Source organism: Erysipelothrix aquatica, assembly GCF_009828825.1.
GTDB classification, from domain to species: domain Bacteria; phylum Bacillota_I; class Bacilli_A; order Erysipelotrichales; family Erysipelotrichaceae; genus Erysipelothrix; species Erysipelothrix aquatica_A.
In genome coordinates this window covers 12730-38406 of the sequence record NZ_WTTA01000006.1, presented here as the reverse complement: position 1 = coordinate 38406, position 25677 = coordinate 12730, and the positions used below count along the sequence as shown (strand labels likewise).

Below are 25677 nucleotides of genomic sequence, written 5' to 3'. Positions count from 1 at the left end.
TCATGATAAATCAATCGATTGACTACTTAACCAACGAAGCATTAATTCCAGGAATTAGCAATATCGAACTAGAAGCTCAAAATGCAGATTATGAAGGTTTTTGTTTCGAGGCAGATGGAGTTAGCTACCGGAGTCGTTTCGCGAAAAAGACGCCCAAAAAGAACGGTTACTTTGTAGTGTTCTGGGAGAAAAATGAATCAAACACCAATCAGGCATATGCCTATGAAACGAGTCCAGCGTTTCTTATTATAATCGTTAAAGACAAGCATCAATGTGGATACTTCAAAATCCCTAAAGATGTGTTGTTTAAACAAGGCATTCTCCGTAGTCAAGAGAAAGCCGGTAAAATGGGAATTCGTATTTACCCGGCATGGGAAAAAGAACTGAATTCTAGCGCACAGAAGACACAAAAATGGCAGGCGCCATACTTTAAACAAACATCAATATAAAGACAAGCACCAATGCTTGCGTATTTACATGCTTTATGATATTATTACTACGCACTTATCTAAGATGAGCCAATCGTCTTAGGCGGAAGGAGACAAACCAAATGAAAAAAGGAATTCATCCAGAATACCATCAAACTAAAATTGTCTGTACTTCTTGTAATACAGAAATCGAAGTCGGTTCAACAGTAGCAGATCTACGTGTAGATACATGCTCAAACTGCCATCCTTTCTATACAGGAAAACAACGTTTTGCTAACGCAGCTGGACGTATTGACAAGTTCAACAAAAAATATGGTATGAAATAAGGGGCTCTCCCCTTATTTTTTTTGGGAAAATGCGATAGAATTAGAAGCAAGAGGTGACGGAATATGATGTATCATCAATATCAAGAGGGGTATATAGAAGTAATCGTAGGATGCATGTTTGCAGGGAAAACTGAAGAACTCATTCGACGTATTAACACGTTAAAATTTGCAAATAAGAATATCGCAGTATTTAAACCGGAAATAGATAATCGCTATAGTGATAATGAAGTAGTTTCCCACGCAGGAACACGCGTTCATTCTTATGTAATTAAAGATGCACGAGAAATTTTGGACATTGTGACACCAGAGATTGATGTCGTAGCAATTGATGAAGTTCAATTCTTTGATGATGAAATACTCAAAGTGTGTGAATATCTTGCACTCAGTGGGAAGCGAGTCATGGCAGCAGGTTTAGATATGGACTTCCGAGGTGAAGCATTCGGAGTTATTCCCAAACTTATGACTACAGCAGAGTTTGTAACAAAACTAACAGCGGTCTGTACTGTATGTGGTGGTCCGGCGACACGTTCACAAAGACTTGTTAATGGAGAACCTGCGTCGTATGATGACCCAATTGTAATGGTCGGAGCAAGTGAAGCCTATGAGGCTCGTTGCCGCCACGACCATATCGTCTACAATAAACCAGGGATTAATGGATATAGTAAAGGTGGTAAATAATGATTGATAGCGCGATGCGTGAAAGGCTTGAACGGATTAAAGCCCGAGACGCTGAAATAACAGAACTTATGATGTCTCCTGAAGTATTAGGGGATCATAAATTGATGGCTAAGTATGGAAAAGAACAATCTGGACTACAACAAACAGTTCAAGCGTTTGCACAATACGAAGCTGCAGAACGTTTCTATGCAGAAGCAAAAGAAATGTATGAAACAGAATCCGAATCTGAATTAAAAGAAATGGCCGAAATGGAAATGGCCGAAAACAGTGAAAAAATTGAAAAACTAACGGAAGACCTCCGTGTACTTCTAATTCCACGCGATCCATCAGATGATTTCGATGCTATTATTGAAATTCGTGGTGCCGCAGGTGGTGACGAAGGAAATATTTTCGCAGGAGACCTCTACCGTATGTATACACGATATGCAGAAAGTCTTGGTTACAAATGTGAAGTTGTGGAAGCATCTCAATCTGAAAATGGTGGTTATACTTTGATTTCATTTATCGTTAAAGGACAAGAGCCATTCCGTCACTTTAAATTTGAATCTGGGGCACACCGTGTTCAACGGGTACCAAAAACAGAAACGCAAGGCCGTATTCATACATCAACAGCAACAGTACTTGTCCTAGCGGATGTTGAAGAAGAAGAAATTGATATTGATCCAAACGATCTTGAAATCGATACAATGCGTTCATCTGGAGCCGGTGGACAACACGTTAATAAGACGGACTCTGCTGTTCGTATTGTTCACAAGCCAACAGGAATTGCCGTTAAGGTCCAAGATGGTCGTTCTCAACATGCGAACCGTGATCAAGCGATGCGTATTATCCGTGCGCGAGTATTCGAGCACCATCAGCAACAACTTCAAGCAGAACGAAACGAAAACCGTCAATCAAAAATTGGTCGAGGCGATCGTTCAGAAAAAATTAGAACGTATAACTATCCACAAAACCGTGTGAGTGATCACCGCATTGGATTAACTTTACAAAAACTAGATATTATTATGGAAGGTAAAATGGATGAAATTATCGCTGCACTTCTCGCAGAAGAGCAACGTGAAATCCTTGAACAAGGCGTATAATTAAATGACGTATAGAGACTTAGTCAATGAAGGTATTGATATATTAGAAAAAGCAGACATTTACGCGGGATTTTCTCGCGTTTTAATGCTTGAACTCCTACGTGAACAAGATATAGATATGTACGCAGAATATGAACATGAAGCTCGAGAAGCTGTTGCTACTGACTTCAAACAAAAAATTCAAGAACTTGCAAAAGATATACCGTTAGGCTATGTTCTGGGTTATGAATGGTTCTATGGTTATAAGATTATCGTAAATGAGGGAGTACTAATTCCTCGTGGCGAAACAGAAGAATTAGTTGGCAATGTCTTAGCAGATATCGACAGTTATTTTGAAAATCCTGTGATTGCAGATGTAGCGTGTGGAAGTGGAGCAATTGGACTCGCACTCTCTAAAGATTTAGGTACGCATGTCTACGCAACCGATATAAGTGAAGAAGCATTGGTTGTTGCACGTGAAAATGCACAACAAAACGATGCCGATATGACAATCATGCAGGGCGATATGCTCCAACCGCTTATTGACCAAAATATTAAACTTGATGTTCTGGTATGTAATCCTCCATACATCAAAAATACTGAACATATTCAAACTGCGGTTCTCAATAATGAACCTCATGTTGCATTGTTTGGTGGTGAAGATGGGCTTTTCTTTTACCGTAGCGTATTGGCCAATGCGCATAAGGTATTAAATGAAAAAGCATTGATCGCATTTGAAATTGGTTTTGATATTGGGGATGCAGTTGTGGCATTAGCACAGTCTTTTTTCAGCGACGCTACTGTTATCTTACGTCAGGACATGAATGGATTAGATCGTATGGTCTTTGTGTATAAAGGTATTAATCTTATTGAAGATTAGTATCTTTTTTTATGATAAAATAGTAAAAATCGAGGTGTTAAAATGATGAAAACAAACATATATGAACTAGAAGATTTAGAGGTGGTTGCGAATACGGTTCGAGAAGGCGGCTTCGTTGCCATAAAAACGGATACCGTTTATGGTCTGGCTGCTAGCAGTCACGATGATGAACTGTACGAAAAACTCCAAAAGGTTAAAGAACGTCCTGCTGATAAACCATTTCCATTAATGGTTTCCAGTTTGGAACAAATTGAATCGGTGGCTGATGTAACAGAGTTGCAACGACACTTGATGCATACATTTATGCCGGGAGCCGTCACATTCATTTTTAAACGCAAACCAGACGTTTTCCAATTCTTAAAGGACCAAGATACCCTTGGAATTCGAATGGCAGATGACCCATGGGTACAGGCTATGATTGCGAAAGTAGGGAACCCAATTTGGCTTCCTTCAGCGAATCGATCAGGATTCCCTACAGCAACATCATCACATATGGTTTTAGAGCAACTTGATGGAAAAATTGACGGTGTCATTAATGGCGAAATAAGTGGTGGAATATCGTCAAGTGTGTTTGACCTAACAGGTGATAAAATAGTATGCTTAAGAGAAGGAATCGTCACACTTGAAGCGGTTCAAAAGGAGGCAGAGCAATGGAAAAAATAGCATTAGCAAGTGATCAAGGTGGATTTGAACAAAAAGAAGCATTGAAACCTGTAATTGAAGCATTGGGATATGAGGTGGTGGACTTCGGTGTACCATCAACTGATAGTGTGGATTATCCAGATGTTATTTATCCAGCTGCGAAAGCTGTCGCAAATGGTGAATTCAAACGTGGAATTATCCTCTGTGGAACAGGAATAGGGGCGTCAATCGTTGCGAATAAAGTTCGTGGAATCCGTGCAGCTCTCGTTACAAGTCCAGAAGTCGCAACATTAACTCGTGAACATAATGATTCAAACATCTTGGCAATGGCGGGACGCACAACACCATTCGAAACAAATAAAGACATTGTGGAAGCGTGGTTAGGAACACCATTTAGTGAAGACGATCGTCATTCACGTCGCATTAATAAAATTAAAGATATTGAAACCATGGAGGGACGCTAATGAGAGATACTTTAGTATTTGAAGCAATTCAAAACGAGCAACAACGTCAATTGGAAAATATTGAGTTAATTGCATCAGAAAACTTTGTTTCTGAAGATATACTTGCTGCACAAGGCAGCATTATGACCAATAAATATGCAGAAGGGTATCCCGGTAAACGCTATTACGGTGGATGTGAATATGTTGATGTCGTAGAAAACTTAGCGATTGAGCGATTGAAAGAACTTTACGGGGCTGAACATGCGAACGTACAACCGCACAGTGGCTCTCAAGCCAATATGGCAGTTTATATGACAATCCTAGAACATGGCGATGTTGTTTTAGGGATGGATCTTAATGCTGGTGGACACTTAACACATGGTCATCAACTAAACTTTTCAGGTGTCAATTATACATTCTTTGGTTATGGCGTCGATCGTCATACAGAAATGATTGACTACGAAACTGTTCTGCAAATTGCGAAAGAAGTCAAACCAAAGTTAATTGTTGCAGGTGCGAGTGCATACTCACGTACCATTGATTTTAAAAAATTCCGTGAAATAGCGGATGAAGTGGGCGCATATCTTATGGTAGATATGGCACACATTGCAGGACCGATTGCTGCTGGCCTTCACCCAAGCCCAGTTCCATATGCAGACTTTGTAACATCCACAACCCATAAGACATTACGTGGACCTCGTGGTGGTATTATTCTATGTAAGCAAAAATATGCGAAAGCGATTGACCGTTCGGTGTTCCCAGGAACACAAGGCGGACCACTTATGCATGTGATTGCCGCGAAAGCAATTTGTTTCCATGAAGCGCTTCAACCAGAATTCAAAGTCTATCAGGAACAAGTGCTTAAAAACGTCAAAGCAATCGCGGAAGAATTTGAAACAATGGGTTATCGTGTTGTAAGTGGTGGAACTGATAACCATTTAATCATGGTTGATGTGAAACGCAGCAAAGATTTAACGGGTGCCCATGTTGAAAAAATTCTTGAAAAAGTAAGCATTACACTTAATAAGAATGCGATTCCATTTGATAAAGAACGTCCTGCGGTTACAAGCGGTATTCGTATCGGTGCACCTGCAATGACAACACGTGGCTTCAAAGAAGAAGAATTCCGTAAAGTTGCACATTTCATAGATGATGCAATTACGAACCGTGATGATGATGCAGCGCTTGCACGTATCAATGAGACCGTTAAAGCATTCACACGTAACTTTCCAATGAGAGGGGAAAAACAATAATGATTACAGTACTTAACCACCCAATGATTACGCATAAACTCACACAAATGCGTAACATTAATACCGGAACTAAAGACTTCCGCCAAAACCTTGATGAGATTGCAGGTTTGATGGCTTACGAAATTACACGTGACATCAAACTGGAACAAGTAACCATCGAAACACATAGTGGACCATATGAGACATTTGAACTTCAAAAAGAAGTGATTCTTGTTCCAATCATCCGTGCAGGACTTGGAATGGTTGAAGGCATCTTGAATCTTATTCCAACAGCAAAAGTTGGTCATGTTGGGGTCTATCGTGATGAAGAAACGCTTTTACCTCACGAATATTTTGCGAAATTTCCTGAGCATTTAGAAGATGCAGAAATTCTTGTTCTTGATCCAATGCTCGCAACTGGTGGTAGTGCTGACGCCGCAATTGAAATTGTAAAACGTCGAGGTGCTAAAAATATCAAACTTGTATGCCTTGTTGGGGCACCAGAAGGGGTTGAATTTATTAAAAAAAATCATCCCGATGTAGATATTTTCTTAGCAGCACTTGATGAAAAATTAAATGATAACGGATATATTGAACCAGGTCTTGGAGATGCTGGAGATCGTATTTACGGTACAAAATAAAAAAACTCGCCAAGGCGAGTTTTTTTATAGTAGTTTTAGATTTGTAAGGTATTTGCGAAGGATGTCGGGGCTTCCGGTATAATGGAAACCATGCATGCCAAGTTTAGACGCTGCCTGAACATTCGCCATAGAATCATCTACAAAAATACAATCAAGCGGGCTGAGATTGTTTTCCTTTAGTACGTGCTCATAAATGCCTGGTTGTGGTTTTGAAATGTTAATATTTGCTGATATCGTGATGCTGTCAAATAATTCAAGGGCTTTAATTTTATGTTTGTAGTCGTAGAAAGTATTTGCTGCATTTGAACAAAGATGTAATGAATAACCTTGTTCTTTGAGATTTTCGATAAGACCAATCATCGCTTCGCGGCTAGGGGTATAGTCAGACCATGAATGTACGATTTCGTGAAGTGTTTCATGATAAAGCTCCGGTGCACGTGCTGCAATTTCATAGTAAGCATCATCAATAGAGATATCACCGTTATCAAGTCTTAACCAAGTATCGCCACCAAATACGTATGATTTTAGCTTTCCGAGCTCGTGAATGTCTGTTGTAAAATGGGATAAAATATAATCAGGGTTGAAATCAATCAAAACGTTGCCCATGTCAAAAATAAAATGTCTAATCATAAGAACTCCTTCTCTATATAACTTAATTATACCGAATAAAAGAAACAATATGATGTGGAATTAAGTGTTTCCATGAAACATTCATAGAACGAAGTACAAAAAATGTACTGGTGGATTGTGACCGATTCTTGAAAAGCGAAAGAAACGCAATTATCAAACTGGAGAAAGTGATAAGATTAGTGTATAGAACGGAGCGGTAATATGACACTTAAAGAAAAAGCACTGAAGATTCATAAAGATTTGCAAGGTAAAGTTGAAATTTTGAATAAGATGCCAATTGACTCTCGTGAAATATTTGGATTGTTGTATTCTCCTGGAGCAGCGGAACCAACGCGTGAAATCCAAAAGAACCCGGAGACAGTGTACGACTATACATGGAAACAAAATACGATTGCTATGGTAAGTAATGGTACTGCAGTTCTCGGTTTAGGAGATGTTGGTCCAAATGCTGCCCTTCCGGTTATCGAGGGGAAATCCATGCTTTTTAGGGCGTTCTCGAATGTTGGGTCGGTTCCACTTGTGCTGGATACTAAGGATCCAGATGAACTGATTCGAACCGTTGAAATTATTGCACCAACTTTTGGTGGAATAAATTTGGAGGACATTAAGGCACCAGAATGCGTGTATATTGAACAAGAACTCCAACGACGTTTGAATATTCCTGTCTTTCATGATGATCAGCACGGAACCGCAATTGTCGTTTTAGCGGCATTAATGAATGCATTTAAACTTATTGATAAAGACTTGAAAACGGCTAAAGTTGTTGTTTCAGGAACAGGAGCTGCCGGAAGTTCGGTTATTCGAATGCTCCATCGTTATGGTTTAAGTAATATTTATGCCTATAATATTGATGGTCCGGTGGATAATCGACGTGTAAAATTCTACGATCCTGTTGTTCAGGAAATATGCAATTATATTGAGCCCATCACTGATGAAACGACTTTGCATGACTTGATGCAAGATGCTGACATTTTCATTGGGGTATCTGCTGCGGGCGTTCTGACTCAAGAAGATGTCCGCGTGATGGCATCTGATGCTGTTGTTTTTGCAATGGCCAATCCGGTACCGGAAATTTCTTATGATGATGCGATTGCAGCAGGAGCCCGTATCGCTGGAACAGGACGTTCTGATTATCCCAATCAAGTGAATAATGTATTGGCTTTCCCAGGTATCTTCCAAGGTGCCCTTCAAGCTAAGGCAACAGAAATTAACGAAGAGATGAAAATTGCAGCTGCCTATGGCATTGCGTCGATGATCCCAAATAATGAGCTAACAGATACAAATATACTTCCGTATATCCTAGATGCAGATGTTGCGGATGTGGTTGCTAGAGCGGTAGCTGAGAAAGCTGTTGCAATGGGTGTTGTAAGAAAATAAGAAAGTTTACGGAATAGTGAGGAATTCACGATGGAAATAATAGAACTAGAAGCTACTCTGGATAGTCTGACTTCTGAGTTAGTTAAAACAGTAGAAATAATTCAGACCATTAAAAGTGAAAATCTATCAGTATCTTCAAAAGAATCCGCGTCCCAAGCAACGCTTGCCTATATTTTGGATAAAGCTGCAGAACTTGGTTTTAAAATCAAAAATATGACCCAAGGGGTAGGGTATATTCAATATGGCGAAGGTGCTGAATCGGGTGATTACATTGGAATATTTGGGAATGTTGGCACGAATGCTGAAACTGAAAATCATGTAACGAGCTCATTGCCATCGTTTACCGATAATACAAGTGCCATGATCACAAATCTCTTTGCGCTCTATGCACTCAAGCAACTTAAAATAACGTTTGATGTGCCTGTACGGATTGTTGTCACGATGGATAAAGATGGCGAATTTGAGCATATTAAAGACTATCTCAGACTTGAGGTTGTACCGCTATTTGGATGGACACCGACATCAACATGGAGTGTTACATATCCAACGTACCAACAAGCCAAGATAAGGATTCAAAGCAAATACTCGAAAGAATTTACGAATTACCTAGATAATGAATCTATAAGAGAAATCTTAGAGTTAAATATGCGAAATCATAAGAATTTGGAAAAGAATATGCCGATTTATGGCATTAATATTACGAAAATTTATGAGGCGAAAGACCACATGAATGTCGAAATTTCGTATCCGGAAACAATCAATAGCAGTGATCTTAAATCATTCATTGAGACAAACTTGTTAGAAAATCAAGTAGATACATTTCGTCCAATGCCACAGCACGTTGTGGCGTCCATGCATAGCCATTACATTGAACCACTAACACAGAGTTATGCTCAGGTTACTGGCGAACGTATTGAGCCGAGAAAAGCCGACATGTTAACCTACGCATCATTGATTCAGAATACTGTGGGTTTTGGACCAAGATTAATTCAATGTAGCGAACATATTGATACAAAAGATACACGAAAGTTGCTACGCCGTAATATGGAGATTTATACTCGTTCGCTGTTGATGCTTAGCGGTATAGTAGAAAGTACATAGAGGGATTTAAAATGAAGATTAAAGTTGAAGTGTGTGCAGGTTCGGTACAAGACTGTATCACCGCTCAAGCGCAAGGTGCCGATCGTATCGAGTTAAACAATGCACTGTTTCTTGGGGGGTTGACCCCAAGTGTAGCGACACTAACCGAAGCGAAAAAGCATGTCGCAATTCCAATTATCACAATGGTTCGCGCCCGTGCTGGTGGTTTTCATTACACTGATGTTGAAATGAAAACGATGTTTGAAGATGCGAAAATACTTATTGAGTATGGCACAGATGGGATTGTATTTGGTTTTTTAAATGCAGACAATACAATAGATGAGATTTGGACTAAAGTATTTGTCGATCTTGCGCATGAACATGGTATCGAAGCAATCTATCATCGTGCGTTTGATCGAACCTCTGATGCACAAGCGGCAATTGAAGCATTAATTCGGTGCGGCGTTGATCGGGTGCTGACAAGTGGATTAGAAACCACAGCGGATAAAGGGATTCCAACATTGAAAATGCTACAAAAAAACTACGGTACGCAAATTGAAATTTGTGTTGGTGCGGGAGTGAATGAAGAGAATATCAATGAAATTCTTGATGAAACAAAAGCGACCCAAGTTCATTCATCATTCAAAGGATGGTTTAGTGACCCAACAACATCGAGTTCAAAAGTATCGTACCGATACGATCAATCCGGAGATTACGAAGGTGTTGATGCGAAGAAACTTCAAACATTTATGGAAGTTCTCATGAAACGTGAGGGGTAAAGATATGATGAAGAAAAGTGTAAGTATTCATGACTATCAAAACTACCTTAAACAAAAGTATGAAGATGCCATCCATACCCAAGCACTCTTTATGAAGTTGGTCGAAGAAATAGGCGAAGTTGCAGAAGCAATAAATAAAAAAGTGGGAAGAAAACATGATGATGGCGAAAGTTCACTTGCAGAAGAACTTGTAGATGTTGTTCATTATGCGATAGCAATCGCAGCTGTAAACGATATCGATTTTGAAAAGACACTCCTTGAAAAGGATAAACAAGCTTCCCAAAAATATAAGCAAACTCCGGACTTACAATCATATATCAAATCTGCTATTTGAACTTGCACAGCATGAGATAACTTGATAAAATGAATGAAATGGCGATGGAGTTCGCCCAAACCGCAAGAAATTGCTGATGACTCCTACAAGTCTTTTTGACTTGTAGGAGTTTTTTTATGGAGGAACTATAAATGGCTTACATACTTGCAATTGGAATTGGTCTATTACTTAGAAAGATAGCAATGAAACTCGAAATTCCACAGTTATTATTCTATATGCTTGTCGGATTTGTTTTCTCATACTTTACGACATTACCGTATGGTGATTATATACGTCATGTTGCTTTGGTGCTAGTTCTGCTGCGATCAGGATTAGGGATTAATTTAAGCACATTGAAGCAAGTTGGGAAAGAAACGGCACTCTTAAGTTTTGTTCCGGCATTATTTGAAGGGTTGGCTGTGCTGGTAATGGCGTTATTGCTAACACAAATGAGTGTAGCAGAAGCGGGAATGATGGGATTTATGCTAGGAGCCGTGTCGCCTGCTGTTGTAATTCCGATGATGATTTGGCTCCAACAACGAAATTTTGGAACCAAGAAACACATTCCGACCATGATCATGAGTGCGGCATCGCTTGATGATATTGCGGCAATAACCATCTTTTCGATATTCTCTGGTATGGCAGCACAATCGAATGAAATTCTCCAAACACTAATCATGATTCCAATCGAGATTATCTTGGGCGGTCTACTTGGTATCGTAGTTGCGAAAATCGTACGACCAAGACAGACGATTTTGATTACATTAATTGCGTTGTTACTTGGCTATAGCGATTTGTTGTTGCCGGTATCGGCACTTATCAGTGTTATGACATTTGGAATAACATTGAGTAAACAACAAGATACATTACAGGTTCAAAAAGACGCTGGGACTTTGTGGATTATCGCCGAAATATTACTATTTTCAGTTGTGGGTTCGATGATTTCAATTGAGACATTTGCTGCAGAAAATTTATGGATAATCCTTGTGATTTTATCAATAGGTATTATGTCACGTATTGTTGGAATTAGGGTGTCGATTAAAGATGGTGGTTTTAATGCAAACGAAAAAAGATACATCTCTATCGCTTATTTACCCAAAGCTACAGTTCAAGCAGCATTGGCATCGGTTCCCCTTGCGATGGGGATGCCATACGGAAACTTAATTTTTGTAACTGGCGTAACAGCAATCATTTTATCCACACCACTAACAACATTATATATGCGAAAAAGAACCGTAGATTTAATGGATTAAGGGTATGTGTGTGAAGTTCATGATAATAAAAGGAAATATTGGAAATTAATCATGACATTTGGTATAGTAATATAGGTGAAGAAAATGAGTGATTATCCAAGAATAATACTATATTTAATGTCTTTCTTTATATCAGCGTACGCATTATACGGTGTGGATTTTCGTAAGTTTACCCGTAAGGGAAAAGAAATGCATATGCAAGTGCTCTATATTCTATTGGCATTGGCATTAGGATATGCCGTAGCACAGTTTTTACTCGGATTATCAACTAACTATCTCATATAAAAAAATACCGGAGGAATACTTATGTTTTCAAAAGCAGTTGGAATTGACTTGGGTACTGCAAACATCCTCATCTATGTTAAAGGTGAGGGCGTAGTTCTTGACGAACCATCAGTAGTATCTATTGACGCAAATACAAAAAAATGCCTAGCAGTTGGCCAGTCGGCTAAAGATATGTTAGGTCGTACACCGGGACGTGTTCTTGCAATTCGTCCATTAAAAGATGGTGTTATCGCTGACTTTGAAGTGACGGAAATGATGCTTCAATATTTTGTACGTAAATTAAAACTAAAAGGCGTATTTTCACGTCCTACAATCCTTATTTGCTGCCCATCAAATATTACATCAGTAGAGCGTAAAGCGATTAGTGATGCTGCATACCGTGCAGGGGCAAAGCGTGTTTATATCGAAGAAGAACCTAAAGTTGCAGCTATTGGCGCAAACTTGGACATTTCGAAGCCTACGGGTTCAATGGTTCTTGACATAGGTGGAGGAACAACAGACGTTGCAATTCTATCATTAGGTGAAATCGTTACAAGCACTTCATTAAAAGTTGCGGGTGACCGTTTGGATCACGATATCATCAAGTATGTTAAAGATACATATAAACTCTTGATTGGTGATCGTACTGCTGAGGAAATTAAAACTCATATTGGAGCAGCGAGTGTTGAAGCTGTTGACACAATGGAAACAAAAACGTTTGCAGTGAGTGGTCGTGACTTAGTCACAGGACTTCCAAATACAATTACGCTACGTGCAGATGAAACAGCAAATGCAATGCATGAAAGTCTTCAGGACATTGTACGTGCATGCCGTACAGTGCTCGAGCAAACGCCTCCTGAATTATCAGCTGATATCGTGACACGCGGTATTGTGTTGACAGGTGGTGGAGCATTACTTCATGGATTGGATTCACTAATCTCACATGAATTAAGTATTCCGGTATATGTTGCAGAAAATGCGTTAACTTGTGTTGCTGAGGGAACAGGTATTATGCTTGAAAACCTTGAAGCAATGGGTCTTTAATTAAAAGAATATCAAATACAAACGGGCTTTATTGTGACTCACAATAAAGCCCGTTTTTTTTTCGTGTTTTATGTATAAGCGGTAAAAAAACGACGAAAATCAGCTTTTTTTACGAAAAGTGTTAGGATTATTAAGAAAAATATCGTAATTTACAGGTAGGAGGTTGAAAAACACTATGAAATACAAAGAGTCGCTAACGAAACATCTTGAATGTCGGGAGGCACCTACCAATGAATTAATTCAAGAGTATCTCAAGGAATATGAAGCGTTTATATTAAGTATGCCATTGTCACAGCAGAATCGAGAATGCGTCAGCGGATACAATCGGTTTAAACGCATGAAATTTTGGTCATCCACATCTCTAGGTATCGATGTTAATGTCGGTGATATTTGTTATATCGATTATGGACAAGCATATATCAATGAAGCAGGTTATCAGCATTTTGGACTTGTGATTGCTACATACAATCATAAATTACTGGTAGTTCCAATGACATCCAACACTAATACAATCAGTCAATCCGTTAACAAACACGATCCTACCAAAGGTCACCTGTATTATATTGGTAAGGTTGAAGGCCTAAATAAACCTTCGGTGTTATTTTTGAACGATTGTAAGTTTATTAATTCAGGCAGGATAATATCTATTAATGGCCATATTTGTCCAAAAGGTCCTACTTTTGATAAAATACGTACATGTGTAAAGGAAATAATCTTTGGACCACATATGATAGAATAATACGTGGGTGAGTAGCATGGATAAAAAGAAACAATGGATAGTGGCTGTTTCAGGTGGCCCAGACTCAATGGTTTTATTAGATACACTGAGAACTAAAAAATATAAATTAGTGGTTGCACATGTCAACTACAAGAAACGATTAACAAGCGATCGTGACGAAGAAATTGTGGCGGAATACTGTGAGACATACGGTATTCCCTTTGAAACAATCAACTATAGTGATGATTCGAATGATAATAATAATTTCCAACATAATGCACGAGTCTTTCGTTACGCATTCTTTAAAATGCTTGTAAGTAAGTATAATGCGAACGGAGTTGTGGTCGGTCATCATCTTGACGATGATGTCGAGACATATGTTATGCAGAAATCCCGAAACATGAAAAGTGCTTTTGTCGGGCTTGCTCCAAATGCTGTTGTTTTGGGAGTCTACGTGTGGCGACCACTTTTATCGTGGCGTAAAAAGGACATTCTAGCATATGCATCACAAAACTCAATAAAGTATGGAATTGATGAAAGTAATTTCGAGGATACATATACTCGAAATCGTGTTCGAAAAAATTTACAACATAGTGATGCGACACAGTGGAACCGATTAATTGAAGAACTCAATTATGAGCGCTCTTTAAATAATGATAAACAAGAAAAAATTAAGGAAACAGTTATGGCGTTGGGAAGTACGGTTGATACAACCCAAATTTTGGAACATCAGTATCCCAAAGATGTATTGCGCTATTGGCTAAATGCTCAAGGTGTTGATGTCCACGCGATGAGTAAGAAACATGTTGGTGCCATATTGCAAGGTATAGAAAAAGGAACCTATGAAGCAACTTTTGATAACTTAGAATTGTCAGTGAGTCATGGATATATGAACGTGAGTCCCCATGAAGAATTCAAAATGCAAATCGATAAGCTTGAGTTTAAAACCTATGATAAATTTAAGATATCAAAGTCCGGAGAACGAGTTGAAGCAGTTTGCTTGAAAGATGATGATTTTCCCATAACAGTGCGTTATGCACTGCCTGAAGATGAAATAATGATGAAATATGGCACCAAAAAACTCAACCGATTCTTCATAGATCGTAAAATTCCGCGATTTCAGCGAAAAAAATGGCTTGTAGTTGAAAATTCTGCGAAACATATTGTATTTGTCGTGGGATTGGGTTGTGATGTTCATCATTACGCTAACAATAACAATATTTTTGTGATAGAATTATAGTTATCGCAGGAGGATAGTTTTTAGGATGCATAAGGACGTAAAAGAAATATTAATTAGTGAAGAACAAATCAATGAAAAATGTGTGGAAATGGGCCAAATAGTCACTGACCACTACAAAGATGCACAAGAACCAATTGTACTTGTTGCACTACTAAAAGGATCAGTACCTTTCTTGGCAAGACTCATTAACCATGTGGATTTAGACATGGAATATGATTTCATGGATGTGTCAAGTTATGCAGGAACTGAATCATCACGCGATATTAAGATTTTAAAAGATTTAGATCGCTCAATTAAGGGCGTGAATATTCTTTTAGTCGAAGACATAGTCGATACAGGACATACAATTAAAGCGATTATTCAATTACTTAAAAACAAAGGGGCTAATGACGTCAAAGTAATTTCATTACTAGACAAGCCTTCACGTCGTGAGGTAGATGTTTACGCGGACTTCATCGGATTTGAAATCCCTAATGAATTTGTAATCGGTTTTGGCTTAGACTTTAACGAAAAATATAGACAATTACCTTACATTGGAATCCTTAAGGATGAAGTCTATCAGTAAGAGGAGTGGACAGATTGAAAAAAAATAATAAAAATAATATTATTCTGACATTAATTACATTGTTTATGGCAATTATGCTTATAAGATTTTTCACATTTCAAGGATCTGCACCGATTTCAAATGCTGAATTCTACGATGTAATCGAAAAAAATACCGTAACAGATTCATCAATGACAGTTCGTCAGTTTGTTATCGATATTAATGGTAAGTATAAAGATGAGAATGGACGTACGAAGACGTTTGAAACACGCTTCCCACGAACAGAACAAAATGTTAATGAATTACAAAAAATTATCGAAGCAGAAGATCCAAAGGTTACATATCCAGACATTACGGAATCAAACCTCTTTAGTGACCTTCTAGTTGTAGTTTTACCTTATGTACTGCTAATTGGTGGTATGGTCTTTATCTTCTCTAAAATGGGAGGCGGTGGAAATAACAAAGCCTTCGAGTTTAGTAAATCACGTGCAAAAATCCAATCAAACGTAAAAGTTCGATTTAAGGATGTTGCGGGTGCTGACGAAGAAAAAGAAGAAATGAAAGAGTTAATTGACTACTTGAAAAACCCTAAAAAATACGAAGAAATGGGTGCCCGAATTCCTAAAGGTATGTTATTAGTTGGTCCTCCGGGAACAGGGAAAACATTACTTGCTAAGGCAGCGGCTGGTGAAGCTGATGTGCCATTCTTTGCAATCTCAGGTTCTGACTTTGTTGAGATGTTTGTCGGGGTCGGTGCAAGCCGTGTTCGTGATATGTTTAAAGAAGCTAAGAAAAATGCACCAAGTGTCATCTTCATTGATGAAATTGATGCTGTTGGTCGCCAACGTGGTGCCGGTCTTGGTGGTGGTCATGATGAACGCGAACAGACATTGAACCAAATGCTTGTTGAGATGGATGGAATTGAAGAAAATTCAGGTGTTGTTATTCTAGCGGCTACGAACCGTTCTGATGTTCTTGACCCTGCTTTGCTACGACCAGGCCGTTTTGACCGAACAATAACTGTTGGGTTACCAGACGTTAAAGGCCGTACAGCTATTCTTGGTGTTCACGCTCGTAATAAGCAACTTGCACAAGATGTCGAGCTTGAAAATATTGCGCGTCGTACACCTGGATTCTCAGGTGCTGACTTAGAAAACGTTCTAAACGAAGCAGCAATTCTCGCGGTTCGAGAGAAACAACCTAAAATTACAATGGAACTACTTGATGAGGCGATTGACCGAGTCATGATGGGTCCAGCTAAAAAATCACGTAAGTATGGTGAAAAAGAACGTCATATGGTCGCAGTCCATGAAACAGGACATGCAATTATTGGATTGAAACTTGCTGCAGCTGATAAAGTTCAAAAAGTTACAATTATCCCTCGTGGCGAAGCTGGTGGATATAACTTAATGACACCTGAAGAAGAAACATTTACACAAAGTGCAACAGATCTTAAAGCTAAGATTACTGGATTGCTTGGTGGACGTGTTGCGGAAGAAGTATTCTTTGATGAAATTTCAACGGGTGCATATAGTGATATTCAACGTGCTACACGTATAGCTCGTGCAATGGTTACAACATATGGAATGAGTAATTTAGGACCTATTCAATATGATGATGGCCAAGGTGACAACGTCTTCTTAGGTCGTGATTATTCATCACGTTCAAGCTACTCTGGCGAAATTGCCTTTGAGATTGATAAAGAAGTACGTCGCATTATTGACGAAGCTAAAGAAGAAGCAAGAGTTATTATTGAGGCACAACGCCCATTAATGGAACGCATTGTTGCTGCTCTTCTTGAATTTGAAACAATTACTGCAGAACAAATCAACAATATTGTTGAAGGACGCGATGCAAATGATGCGGGGAATGAACCCGTAGAAGTAGAAATAGTAGAAGCATAATCAATGCCCCATTTCGATGGGGCATTTTAAACCAAATAGGAGATAAATATGACAGATCAAATCGTACGAGGGCTCGCACGTGGTGGCCGTGTTCGGTTCTTTGTGACTAAAACAACAAACTCAGTAGAAAAGGCAAGAGTAATTCATGATACCTATCCAGCAGCATCCGCTGCATTAGGTCGGGTTATGAGTGTTGCTGTGATTATGGGATCAACCTTAAAAAGTGATAACGAAAAAATTGTTACGGAAATCAAAAGTAATGGTGTTCTTAACCATATTCTCGTAAATGCAGATAATGCAGGAAATGTACGTGGATTGGTTTCAAACCCTCACGCACATCAGGTAAATGAAGCAACGGGCAAACTTGATGTCGGAGGCATTGTAGGTCAAGGGTCACTTCATGTCACTTATAAGTCTGGAAACTCAGCAACATTTAGTTCCCAAGTAGAGCTTCGCACTGGTGAAATTGGCGAAGACTTTGCATATTACTATGCTCAAAGTGAACAGATTCCATCAGCTTTATCCGTTGGGGTGTTAGTAAATGAAGACCTCAGCATTATGTCTGCGGGAGGAATTTTAATCCAGGTTCTACCAGAGGCGACAGAAGAAGATATTGTGGCAATCGAAACTGTGTTTTTACAGTTGCCGCCAGTTTCCAATATTATGATTGATAAAGAGGCAATAGATGTTGCAACATCCCTTTTTGATGATAGTGTTATCTTAGGGAGCCAAGATGTTCAATATTACTGTGGATGCAATCGTGAGCAAATGCTTGATGTGCTGCGCACATTGTCGAGTGATGATTTAACTGAAATTATCGAAGAAGATAAAGGCGCAACGTTGAAGTGTCATTATTGCAATGAAGAATATCATTTCGAAGAAAACGAACTTCAATCAATTATCAATGAGCGAAGTTAAATGAGTGAGCGCGCTGCGTTCGCTCTTTGCATATTCAGTAAAAAATATCTAAGAAACGATATAAGATGAATTAAATCAAAGAATTTGATAGAATAGTAAGTGATAAATTAATGACAAGGAAGAAGAGTGAAATTATGTCGCATGAATTAACAGAACAAGAACTTGTTCGTCGAGAAAAAATGGAAGCCTTACGCGAAAAGGGAATTGATCCTTACGCAAGTGGTTTCAAGCCGAAGGAACGCTCAAAAGAAATCTTGGATGCATACGACCTGAAATCAAAAGAAGAACTCGCAGAATTAGCTGTAATTACATCCGTCGCTGGGCGCGTCATGACCAAACGACTTATGGGAAAAGCTGGATTCATCCATCTTCAAGACCGTGATGGACAAATCCAAGTATATATCCGTAAAGATACAGTAGGTGATGAACAATTTGAATATTTCCAAGATTTAGATCTAGGCGATATCATTGGCGTCGAAGGTATTATTTTCCGTACAAACCATGGGGAATTATCCGTAAAGGCAACAAATGTAGTCCACTTAACAAAAGCACTACGTCCATTACCAGATAAATTCCATGGCTTGCAAGATATTGAAGAACGTTACCGTCGTCGTTATCTAGACCTCATTATGAATGAAGAGTCACGAAACACAGCATTTATGCGTCCTAAAATTATGCGAGCAATCCGTAATTTCTTTGATGATCGTGGATTAGCGGAAGTTGAAACACCTGTGCTAACACCGATACTTTCAGGAGCAGCTGCACGTCCTTTCGTAACACATCACAATACGCTAGATATGGATTTCTATCTACGAATCGCTACGGAGTTACCATTGAAACGATTAATCGTTGGTGGAATGGAAGGGGTCTACGAAATTGGCCGTCTATTCCGTAACGAAGGAATGAGTCCAAAACATAATCCGGAGTTCACAACTGTAGAGGCATATGTAGCATATGCAGATATGAATGATATGATGGATTTGACAGAAGACTTAATGCTATATCTAGCTGACAACGTCTTGGGTACAACAGAGATTAATTATCAAGGAAAAGATATCTCCTTGAAGGGACCTTACCGACGCGTTCATATGGTAGAACTAATTAACGAAGTTAAAGGTGTTAATTTCTTCGATGTAAAATCAGATGCTGAAGCACTTGAGATCGCAAAAGCACATGGACTTCATATTGCTAAACACCAACAAACATTCGGTCATATTGTGAATGAATTCTTTGAAACATTCTGTGAAGAAACAATTGTTCAACCGACATTTGTTTATGGTCACCCTGTTGAGGTTTCTCCACTCGCGAAGAAAAATGCAGCGGACCCTCGTTTTACCGACCGTTTTGAATTCTTCGTTGACGCGCGTGAATATGCAAATGCATTTAGCGAACTTAATGATCCTATTGATCAACGCGAGCGTTTTGAAAATCAACTTAAAGAAAAAGACCTTGGGAATGATGAAGCAACAGACATGGATACTGATTTTGTTGAGGCACTTGAATATGGGATGCCGCCAACAGGTGGAATTGGAATTGGTTTAGATCGACTTATTATGCTACTCACAGATAGTGCAAGCATTCGCGATGTACTCTTATTCCCACACATGAAAAATAGATAAAATGTATTTTACTTAATCCATAACAATCACTTGTTATGGATTTTTTGTCGTTACACAGCAAAAGAGGTTAAAGTTTTGATTCTTGAAAGTGCAGTCAAGTAATTCACGAGTTGAGGATTCGCGACAACTCGAGTACAAGATATTATTGATCCACTAGATGGCTTAACTAAAAGTGCGTTTTACCATCACTTCAAGTCTAAACAAGAAATCGCTGATAAAGTTGTTGAATGAATGCTGCCTGACCGTAATGTGTTTGATTCAATACTCAAGGATCCTTCTTTGAATGGATTGAGAAAAATACAAGAATTGTTTCTTGTAGATATGTTCGATAAATCAACATATCAATATGTAAGTACTTCTTATGAATTGTTGAATAGCCTAAGATTCTTTCTTAAGTACATTGAGTATGTAAATGAACTCTTAGTTCCATATCTCGAGCGTTGTCTAGAAGAGGGTGAAATTGACGGTTCGCTTAGTGTTACTCATATCATGTAGTCGACCGAAATCGTGAAACAAATACATGCGTTTAAGGGTGAGGTAAGTGGCGATAACTAACCAAGAACGAAGCTTTCATGATTGTGACTCACTCACTTAAATCGTAGTATTAGTTTCTAATCATGTGCTTGATTTAGTGAGTCTTCATGCTCTTATTTGAGATAATGAACAATAGGTTATAATCCTATATAAAGCGTCACAAGAACCAAAACCCGAGTATTCGGGTTTTTCTACGAAATTACCCGATAAACTTTATCTCGCAAATACAATATGTTAGAATAACTCAAAGGGAAATAAGAGGTGTATTATGAATTATTCAGTACTGTTAGTTGCGGCAGGTAAGGGTGCTGCAGAGGGTGAAAGCTATGAAAAGGCAATTGCATCATTTGATGACTCCAAAAGTGTTCTCGGAAAAACCATATCAATTTTTCAACGCGATGAAAATTGCCGCCAAATTGTAATCGTTACAAGTGCAGCAGATATGCAAAAATTTGTGCAAACTACAGGTAGTGGTAAGATCGTCTACGTAAAAGGTGGAAAAACACGTACCGATAGTGTGAAAATTGGGTTGATGGCGATATCGGAAGATGTTGTCTTGATTCATGATGGTGTTCGTCCGTGGTTAACCCAAAGTCTCATTGATAAACTTATTCATCGAATGGGATCCGAAAAGGCATGTGTTCTTGCGATTGAACCACGTGCTGCAGTACATAGAGTTGTGAATGGATACATTGTGGAAACGGTAGATACATCAACACTCATGGTGTCTCAGACACCACAAGCATTCAATACATCATTTATCATTAACTGCTATAATAAAGCGCGAAATATTGATCATGAATTTACAGATGATGCGTCCGTTGTACGTGCTGTAAGTGAAGTGAAAATTGCGGTAGAACACGGAGATGTTCGTAACGCACGCTTTATTTTAAAAAACAATCATTAATAATTATGAAAAGAATGAATCCTTGCGTATTTAACATTGATGGAATGTATTTACACGCAAGGATTCATTTGCTATAATGAATAAACGGATAAACGCAATTATCCTTGCTCATTATGAGCCATAGACCAAAAGGAGGTGTACACATGCGTAAATATGAATTAATGTACATCGTAAAACCTTCATTAGACGAAGAAGCACGTACTGCAGTGATTGAAAAGTCACATGCAATCTTAACAGATAACGGAGCAACTCTTGATAACGTCAATGAGTGGGGATTACGTGAGCTAGCATACGAAATCGAAGACTTTAAAAAAGGTTACTATGTTGTTACTACATTTACATCAGAAGACACAGCAATAAACGAATTCAATCGTTTAACACGTATCAATAAAGATGTATTACGTCATATGATTGTTCGTTTAGAAGACTAATCTAAAGGAGTGATTTAACTATGATTAACCGCGCAATATTAGTGGGTCGTTTGACTCGAGACCCAGAACTTCGTAAAACACAAACAGGTAAATCTGTTGTTTCATTCACTGTCGCAGTAAACCGTCGCTTTTCTCAACAAGAGCAAGCTGACTTTATTAACTGTGTCGCGTGGAATCAAACAGCTGACTTTATCTCAAACTACCTTACAAAAGGTGCTTTGATTAGTGTCGAAGGTTCAATTCAATCGAGATCGTATGAAGATGCTACTGGTAAACGTGTATATGTACAAGAAATTAATGCTGAAAGTGTTAATTCATTGGAATCACGTACACAACGTCAAGAGCGTGAGCAACAAACTCAACCGTATCAGTCATCAGGTGCACAGTCTACACCTGCATATCAAGCTGATCCGGAACCATCATTCTCAATGGATGATGAACCAGTTCTAGATATTACTAGTGACGATCTTCCATTCTAACCAGAAAGGAGCTAGACTATGTCATTCAAAAAATTCCGTGGACCACGTCGTAAAGTTTGCTACTTTACAAAAAATAACATCGATACAATCGATTACAAAGATGTGGAACTCTTAAAACGCTTTATCTCAGCAAACGGTAAAATTATTCCAAGACGTGTAACAGGAACAAAAGCTAAATTCCAACGTCCATTAGCAACAGCTATCAAACGTGCACGCCAAATGGCTTTATTACCATACGTATCAGACAACTAAGATACATATGAATCCTCTCACGCAAGTGAGAGGTTTTTTATATAAAGGGGTATACTTATGAAAACTACTAAACATCTAACATCCGGTGCAATGACCGTAGCACTTACAACGCTTATAATGCTTTTTGATCGCGCAACTGTTGGCGTATTTATGTCTTTTTTACCCGTTCCACTCATTGTGTATGGGTTCTATTTTGGGCTTAAATCTAGTTTTCCGGTGTATATTGCATGTGTTGTATCAGCACTCATTTTCACTGGATATCTACCTACAGTTCTCCTTATGACAGGTTATGGTCTTATCGGGCTTGTTTGTATTTTTGCGAACTCCAAGAGGTTGAAAACGAGGCAAACTTATGCACTCTTGGTGGTATCCGCAATACCCGTTTACGTGTTGATGATTACACAATTTGGGGCGTTTTTTGGATTTGAGTATTCCCTTGCGTATTCGGCAACACAAAATATGATGCCGTACATTGCGAATCCTGCGATTTACCATATAATAATTATTATAGGAATCTTAATATTGATTCTCATGGAAACCTTCATTATCAAAACAAGCTCGACGGTCCTTATTAATGTTATGCAGCGACGCTATAAAAAATGAGTCAATAGTCAGAAAGTCCTATTTGTGATAAAATTATAGACGAAACCTTAGGGGGAATTTTATGATAAAAAAATTCGAGACGCTTAAAACGCAGCTCTTGATTATTGCGTTTGTGGAAGTCGCACTAATCGTTGTCTTTCAATTGGCATTTCCAGATAATCTCTATATCTTGCAATATATCATTATTCTCGTAAATCTTATCATCATTGGTGTAATGTTTTACACGACTGTAAGCAGCACTCAAAGTCGTGTTCTTAAAGTATCCGACTTATTAGGATATGAGGCACAAGATGCGTTTGAGTACGGGAAAATTTCTGTCGTCACCATTACAGATGATGGAACCATAACATGGGTGAGTGAAAATTTTGAAGAATCGGATATTGGAAAAAACATTCGAACTGCATACCCTGAAGTTATGAAATTGATAAATGGCAAAGAAGAATTTGTGAGATTAACAATAAAGAATAAAGAATATGAGGCGACCATTAGAAATAATGACAATATCATATTTTTTAAAGATGTTTCACGACTTACTGAGTTGGAACGGAATAACCGTAACAATTCCGTTGTTTTAGGAATTGCGTATTTAGATAACTATGAAGAAACGACACAGTATGAAGAGGAACAAGTTATCGCGTTAATTGATATGAATATTCGGCAAGCAGTTGTACGTTGGGCGGATCGTCATAAAATGTATATCCGACGTATTCGATCAGACCGTTATCTGATGGTGCTAAATGAAGAAATTTTACAAGAAATTACCCAAGAACGATTTACAATTCTCCATGAAATTCGCAAAGAAGCGGCAAAAATGGATGCAAGTATTACATTATCATTGGCGTTTGCCCGCCAAGCAGAGAGTTTTAGAGAGTTAGAAGACATGTCGAACCGTGCTCTTGAACTTGCTCAAGGTCGTGGTGGAGATCAAGTCGTTATTAACACTAAAGATGGGGAAATGACATACTTCGGTGGGTCAACCGAAGCGGTTGAAAAACGAAGTAAGGTTCGTGTTCGTGTCATGGCCCAAAATCTCGGAGATGTCATCAATAATTCGACAGAAGTCATCATTGTTGGACATAGAATGATGGATTTCGATTGCTTTGGGAGTGCACTAGGGGTAGCGGCAATTGCAGAAGTTTATGGCAAACGTGCTTCAATAGTCCTGAATCCAGATGATATCGAAGCAAATTTGTCCGATGCAATACGAAAAAATCGTGAAGAATTTGAAAAAAATCATAATTTCATAAGTCATTCACAAGCACTCAGTATAATTACAGACAAGACATTAGTGATCATGGTTGACCACCACAGTCTTGAACAGACACAATTCTTAGATATTATCGGAATGGCAAAACGGATTGCTGTAATCGATCATCATCGCCGAACTGGAGAATTTAAATTTAAACCGCTCCTTACCTATATTGAGTCATCGGCGTCATCAGCGAGTGAATTAATAATCGAACTCTTCCCGTACCATCGTAAGAACGTTGTGATTAGTAAGTTAGTTGCAACATATATGTATACAGGAATGATTATTGACACTAACAGATTTAGACACCGCAGTGGAAGCCGAACATTCCAGGCGGCAGCGGAATTGCGCAAATATGGTGCGGATTTAGCTGAAGTTGAAAATATGCTTCGTGATGATTATGGTGACTTTGAAACGAAAACTAAAATTCTTGCGACAAGTAAACTCTATGATGATTACGTTATCGCAGCATATAAACATGGAATATTACAACGAACAATGCTTTCGCAAGCAGCAGATGAAATTCTATCTGTAAGGGAAGTGGAGGCGTCCTTTGTGATTGCGCCAGTCGATGAAGAATCAATTGCAATCTCAGCGCGCTCTAAAGGGGAACTCAATGTTCAGGTTGTGATGGAAAAATTAGGTGGTGGTGGACACTTTACAGGTGCCGCTACCGTAATTCGAAATCAATCAATGAATGAAATCGTTGAAGCTTTACAAGAAGCGATTAAAACAGTAAGAGAGGAACGTGACTAATATGAAAGTAATACTATTAAAAGATGTAAAAAAATTAGGAAAAAAAGACGAAATTGTAGAGGTTGCAGATGGCTATGCACGTAACTTTTTATTTCCTGGGAAATTAGCGGTTATCGCAAGTGGTGGAAGTCGTGAAGTTCTCAAAGATCAAAAAGATGCTCGCGCCGAAGAACATGCAATTGAAGTTGAAAAAGCAAAAGAAATAGCAAAACGTTTAGAAGATATTACATTAGAATTTACAGTTAAAGTTGGAAAAGGTGGTCGTACATTTGGTTCGGTATCGACAAAACATGTGGAAGAAGCATTGCGTAAAGACTACGATATCCGTGTGGATAAACGTAAATTCAAACCTAATGGTCCCGTATCCCATTTAGGTATGAACCGTATTACGGCAACAATCTTCGATCATGTAACAGGTGAAATCAAAGTTCGACTAATAGGGGAAGAATAAT

Annotated in this window: 30 protein-coding genes, 1 pseudogene and 1 riboswitch; of the genes and pseudogenes, 30 read left to right on the top strand and 1 reads right to left on the bottom strand. The window is 38.6% G+C overall.

All coding sequences use genetic code 11. The features are described 5' to 3' along the window. Positions 1-2 precede the first annotated feature (2 nt). The 9 genes from GVV22_RS10265 to upp all read left to right on the top strand — a co-directional run bounded on the left by GVV22_RS10265 (position 3) and on the right by upp (position 6331). A complete protein-coding gene (locus GVV22_RS10265; protein WP_159649960.1) occupies positions 3-449 on the top strand; it encodes a MepB family protein in 447 nt (148 codons plus the stop codon). A 101-nt stretch (positions 450-550) separates the two neighbouring features. Continuing rightward, positions 551-754, top strand: coding sequence for a 50S ribosomal protein L31 (rpmE, locus tag GVV22_RS10260; RefSeq protein ID WP_159638490.1), 204 nt, complete (start codon positions 551-553; stop codon positions 752-754). A 66-nt stretch (positions 755-820) separates the two neighbouring features. Then, positions 821-1432 carry a thymidine kinase gene (locus tag GVV22_RS10255; protein ID WP_159650001.1) on the top strand — a complete coding sequence of 204 codons (612 nt, stop codon included), beginning with the start codon at positions 821-823 and terminating at the stop codon, positions 1430-1432. After that, positions 1432-2514 carry a peptide chain release factor 1 gene (gene prfA, locus GVV22_RS10250; protein WP_159649959.1) on the top strand — a complete coding sequence of 361 codons (1083 nt, stop codon included), beginning with the start codon at positions 1432-1434 and terminating at the stop codon, positions 2512-2514. Before GVV22_RS10255 ends, prfA begins: the two co-directional genes overlap by 1 nt. Positions 2515-2518: 4 nt before the next feature. Next, entirely contained in the window at positions 2519-3373 is an 855-nt protein-coding gene (gene prmC / locus GVV22_RS10245; protein ID WP_159649958.1) for a peptide chain release factor N(5)-glutamine methyltransferase, read from the top strand. Between the two features lie 45 nt (positions 3374-3418). After that, complete coding sequence (locus GVV22_RS10240) at positions 3419-4036, top strand: L-threonylcarbamoyladenylate synthase (RefSeq protein ID WP_159649957.1); 618 nt, start codon at positions 3419-3421, stop codon at positions 4034-4036. After that, a complete protein-coding gene (locus GVV22_RS10235; protein ID WP_159638482.1) occupies positions 4024-4479 on the top strand; it encodes an RpiB/LacA/LacB family sugar-phosphate isomerase in 456 nt (151 codons plus the stop codon). Before GVV22_RS10240 ends, GVV22_RS10235 begins: the two co-directional genes overlap by 13 nt. Next, positions 4479-5711: a serine hydroxymethyltransferase gene (gene glyA, locus GVV22_RS10230; RefSeq protein WP_159649956.1), complete on the top strand. Its 1233-nt coding sequence runs from the start codon at positions 4479-4481 to the stop codon at positions 5709-5711. The genes GVV22_RS10235 and glyA overlap by 1 nt, the downstream gene beginning before the upstream one ends. Continuing rightward, entirely contained in the window at positions 5711-6331 is a 621-nt protein-coding gene (gene upp, locus GVV22_RS10225) for a uracil phosphoribosyltransferase (protein ID WP_159638478.1), read from the top strand. The genes glyA and upp overlap by 1 nt, the downstream gene beginning before the upstream one ends. A 24-nt stretch (positions 6332-6355) precedes the next feature. Here upp and GVV22_RS10220 read toward each other — a convergent pair whose 3' ends face one another. Beyond that, positions 6356-6961, bottom strand: coding sequence for an HAD family hydrolase (locus GVV22_RS10220; RefSeq protein WP_159649955.1), 606 nt, complete (start codon positions 6959-6961; stop codon positions 6356-6358). Between the two features lie 201 nt (positions 6962-7162). On the opposite strand from GVV22_RS10220, the gene GVV22_RS10215 reads away from it, so the two are divergent. From GVV22_RS10215 to rplI, 21 genes and pseudogenes are all read left to right on the top strand, one after another. After that, entirely contained in the window at positions 7163-8338 is a 1176-nt protein-coding gene (locus GVV22_RS10215; RefSeq protein ID WP_159649954.1) for an NAD(P)-dependent malic enzyme, read from the top strand. A gap of 30 nt (positions 8339-8368) precedes the next feature. Next, positions 8369-9439 carry a hypothetical protein gene (locus tag GVV22_RS10210; RefSeq protein ID WP_159649953.1) on the top strand — a complete coding sequence of 357 codons (1071 nt, stop codon included), beginning with the start codon at positions 8369-8371 and terminating at the stop codon, positions 9437-9439. Between the two features lie 11 nt (positions 9440-9450). Then, positions 9451-10197 carry a copper homeostasis protein CutC gene (locus GVV22_RS10205; RefSeq protein WP_236261956.1) on the top strand — a complete coding sequence of 249 codons (747 nt, stop codon included), beginning with the start codon at positions 9451-9453 and terminating at the stop codon, positions 10195-10197. Positions 10198-10201: 4 nt separating this feature from the next. Then, the gene (locus GVV22_RS10200; protein WP_159649952.1) at positions 10202-10531 is read left to right on the top strand and encodes a MazG nucleotide pyrophosphohydrolase domain-containing protein; all 330 of its coding nucleotides are present in this window, start codon (positions 10202-10204) and stop codon (positions 10529-10531) included. A 31-nt stretch (positions 10532-10562) separates the two neighbouring features. Then, positions 10563-10624, top strand: a riboswitch (Fluoride riboswitch). 38 nt (positions 10625-10662) lie between these two features. Next, the gene (locus tag GVV22_RS10195) at positions 10663-11763 is read left to right on the top strand and encodes a cation:proton antiporter (protein ID WP_159649951.1); all 1101 of its coding nucleotides are present in this window, start codon (positions 10663-10665) and stop codon (positions 11761-11763) included. Positions 11764-11847: 84 nt separating this feature from the next. Further along, complete coding sequence (locus tag GVV22_RS10190; protein WP_159638468.1) at positions 11848-12048, top strand: DUF1146 domain-containing protein; 201 nt, start codon at positions 11848-11850, stop codon at positions 12046-12048. Positions 12049-12069: 21 nt separating this feature from the next. Further along, positions 12070-13071: a rod shape-determining protein gene (locus GVV22_RS10185; protein WP_159638466.1), complete on the top strand. Its 1002-nt coding sequence runs from the start codon at positions 12070-12072 to the stop codon at positions 13069-13071. A 175-nt stretch (positions 13072-13246) separates the two neighbouring features. Continuing rightward, on the top strand, positions 13247-13810 hold the full coding sequence (locus GVV22_RS10180) for a hypothetical protein (protein WP_159649950.1): 564 nt from the start codon (positions 13247-13249) through the stop codon (positions 13808-13810). 16 nt (positions 13811-13826) lie between these two features. Then, a complete protein-coding gene (gene tilS / locus GVV22_RS10175) occupies positions 13827-15029 on the top strand; it encodes a tRNA lysidine(34) synthetase TilS (RefSeq protein ID WP_159649949.1) in 1203 nt (400 codons plus the stop codon). Positions 15030-15054: 25 nt separating this feature from the next. Further along, the gene (gene hpt / locus GVV22_RS10170; RefSeq protein WP_159638462.1) at positions 15055-15594 is read left to right on the top strand and encodes a hypoxanthine phosphoribosyltransferase; all 540 of its coding nucleotides are present in this window, start codon (positions 15055-15057) and stop codon (positions 15592-15594) included. 14 nt (positions 15595-15608) lie between these two features. After that, a complete protein-coding gene (ftsH, locus tag GVV22_RS10165; RefSeq protein ID WP_201288180.1) occupies positions 15609-17477 on the top strand; it encodes an ATP-dependent zinc metalloprotease FtsH in 1869 nt (622 codons plus the stop codon). 48 nt (positions 17478-17525) lie between these two features. Continuing rightward, positions 17526-18395, top strand: coding sequence for an Hsp33 family molecular chaperone HslO (gene hslO / locus GVV22_RS10160; protein WP_159649948.1), 870 nt, complete (start codon positions 17526-17528; stop codon positions 18393-18395). 134 nt (positions 18396-18529) lie between these two features. Continuing rightward, positions 18530-20014: a lysine--tRNA ligase gene (gene lysS / locus GVV22_RS10155; protein ID WP_159649947.1), complete on the top strand. Its 1485-nt coding sequence runs from the start codon at positions 18530-18532 to the stop codon at positions 20012-20014. 126 nt (positions 20015-20140) lie between these two features. Then, positions 20141-20245 (top strand): annotated as a pseudogene (locus GVV22_RS11235) (TetR family transcriptional regulator); the annotation flags it as partial. A 571-nt stretch (positions 20246-20816) separates the two neighbouring features. Continuing rightward, positions 20817-21455: an IspD/TarI family cytidylyltransferase gene (locus GVV22_RS10145; protein WP_159649946.1), complete on the top strand. Its 639-nt coding sequence runs from the start codon at positions 20817-20819 to the stop codon at positions 21453-21455. Positions 21456-21598: 143 nt separating this feature from the next. After that, the gene (gene rpsF / locus GVV22_RS10140; RefSeq protein WP_159638452.1) at positions 21599-21886 is read left to right on the top strand and encodes a 30S ribosomal protein S6; all 288 of its coding nucleotides are present in this window, start codon (positions 21599-21601) and stop codon (positions 21884-21886) included. A 20-nt stretch (positions 21887-21906) separates the two neighbouring features. Further along, a complete protein-coding gene (locus GVV22_RS10135) occupies positions 21907-22365 on the top strand; it encodes a single-stranded DNA-binding protein (protein ID WP_159641578.1) in 459 nt (152 codons plus the stop codon). An 18-nt stretch (positions 22366-22383) separates the two neighbouring features. After that, a complete protein-coding gene (rpsR, locus tag GVV22_RS10130; protein ID WP_159638448.1) occupies positions 22384-22617 on the top strand; it encodes a 30S ribosomal protein S18 in 234 nt (77 codons plus the stop codon). 57 nt (positions 22618-22674) lie between these two features. Then, positions 22675-23220, top strand: coding sequence for a DUF2232 domain-containing protein (locus GVV22_RS10125; protein ID WP_159649945.1), 546 nt, complete (start codon positions 22675-22677; stop codon positions 23218-23220). A gap of 61 nt (positions 23221-23281) precedes the next feature. Further along, positions 23282-25225: a DHH family phosphoesterase gene (locus tag GVV22_RS10120; RefSeq protein WP_159649944.1), complete on the top strand. Its 1944-nt coding sequence runs from the start codon at positions 23282-23284 to the stop codon at positions 25223-25225. 1 nt (position 25226) lies between these two features. Beyond that, positions 25227-25676, top strand: a complete 450-nt coding sequence (gene rplI / locus GVV22_RS10115) for a 50S ribosomal protein L9 (RefSeq protein ID WP_159641581.1) — start codon at positions 25227-25229, stop codon at positions 25674-25676. Position 25677: the final 1 nt, after the last annotated feature.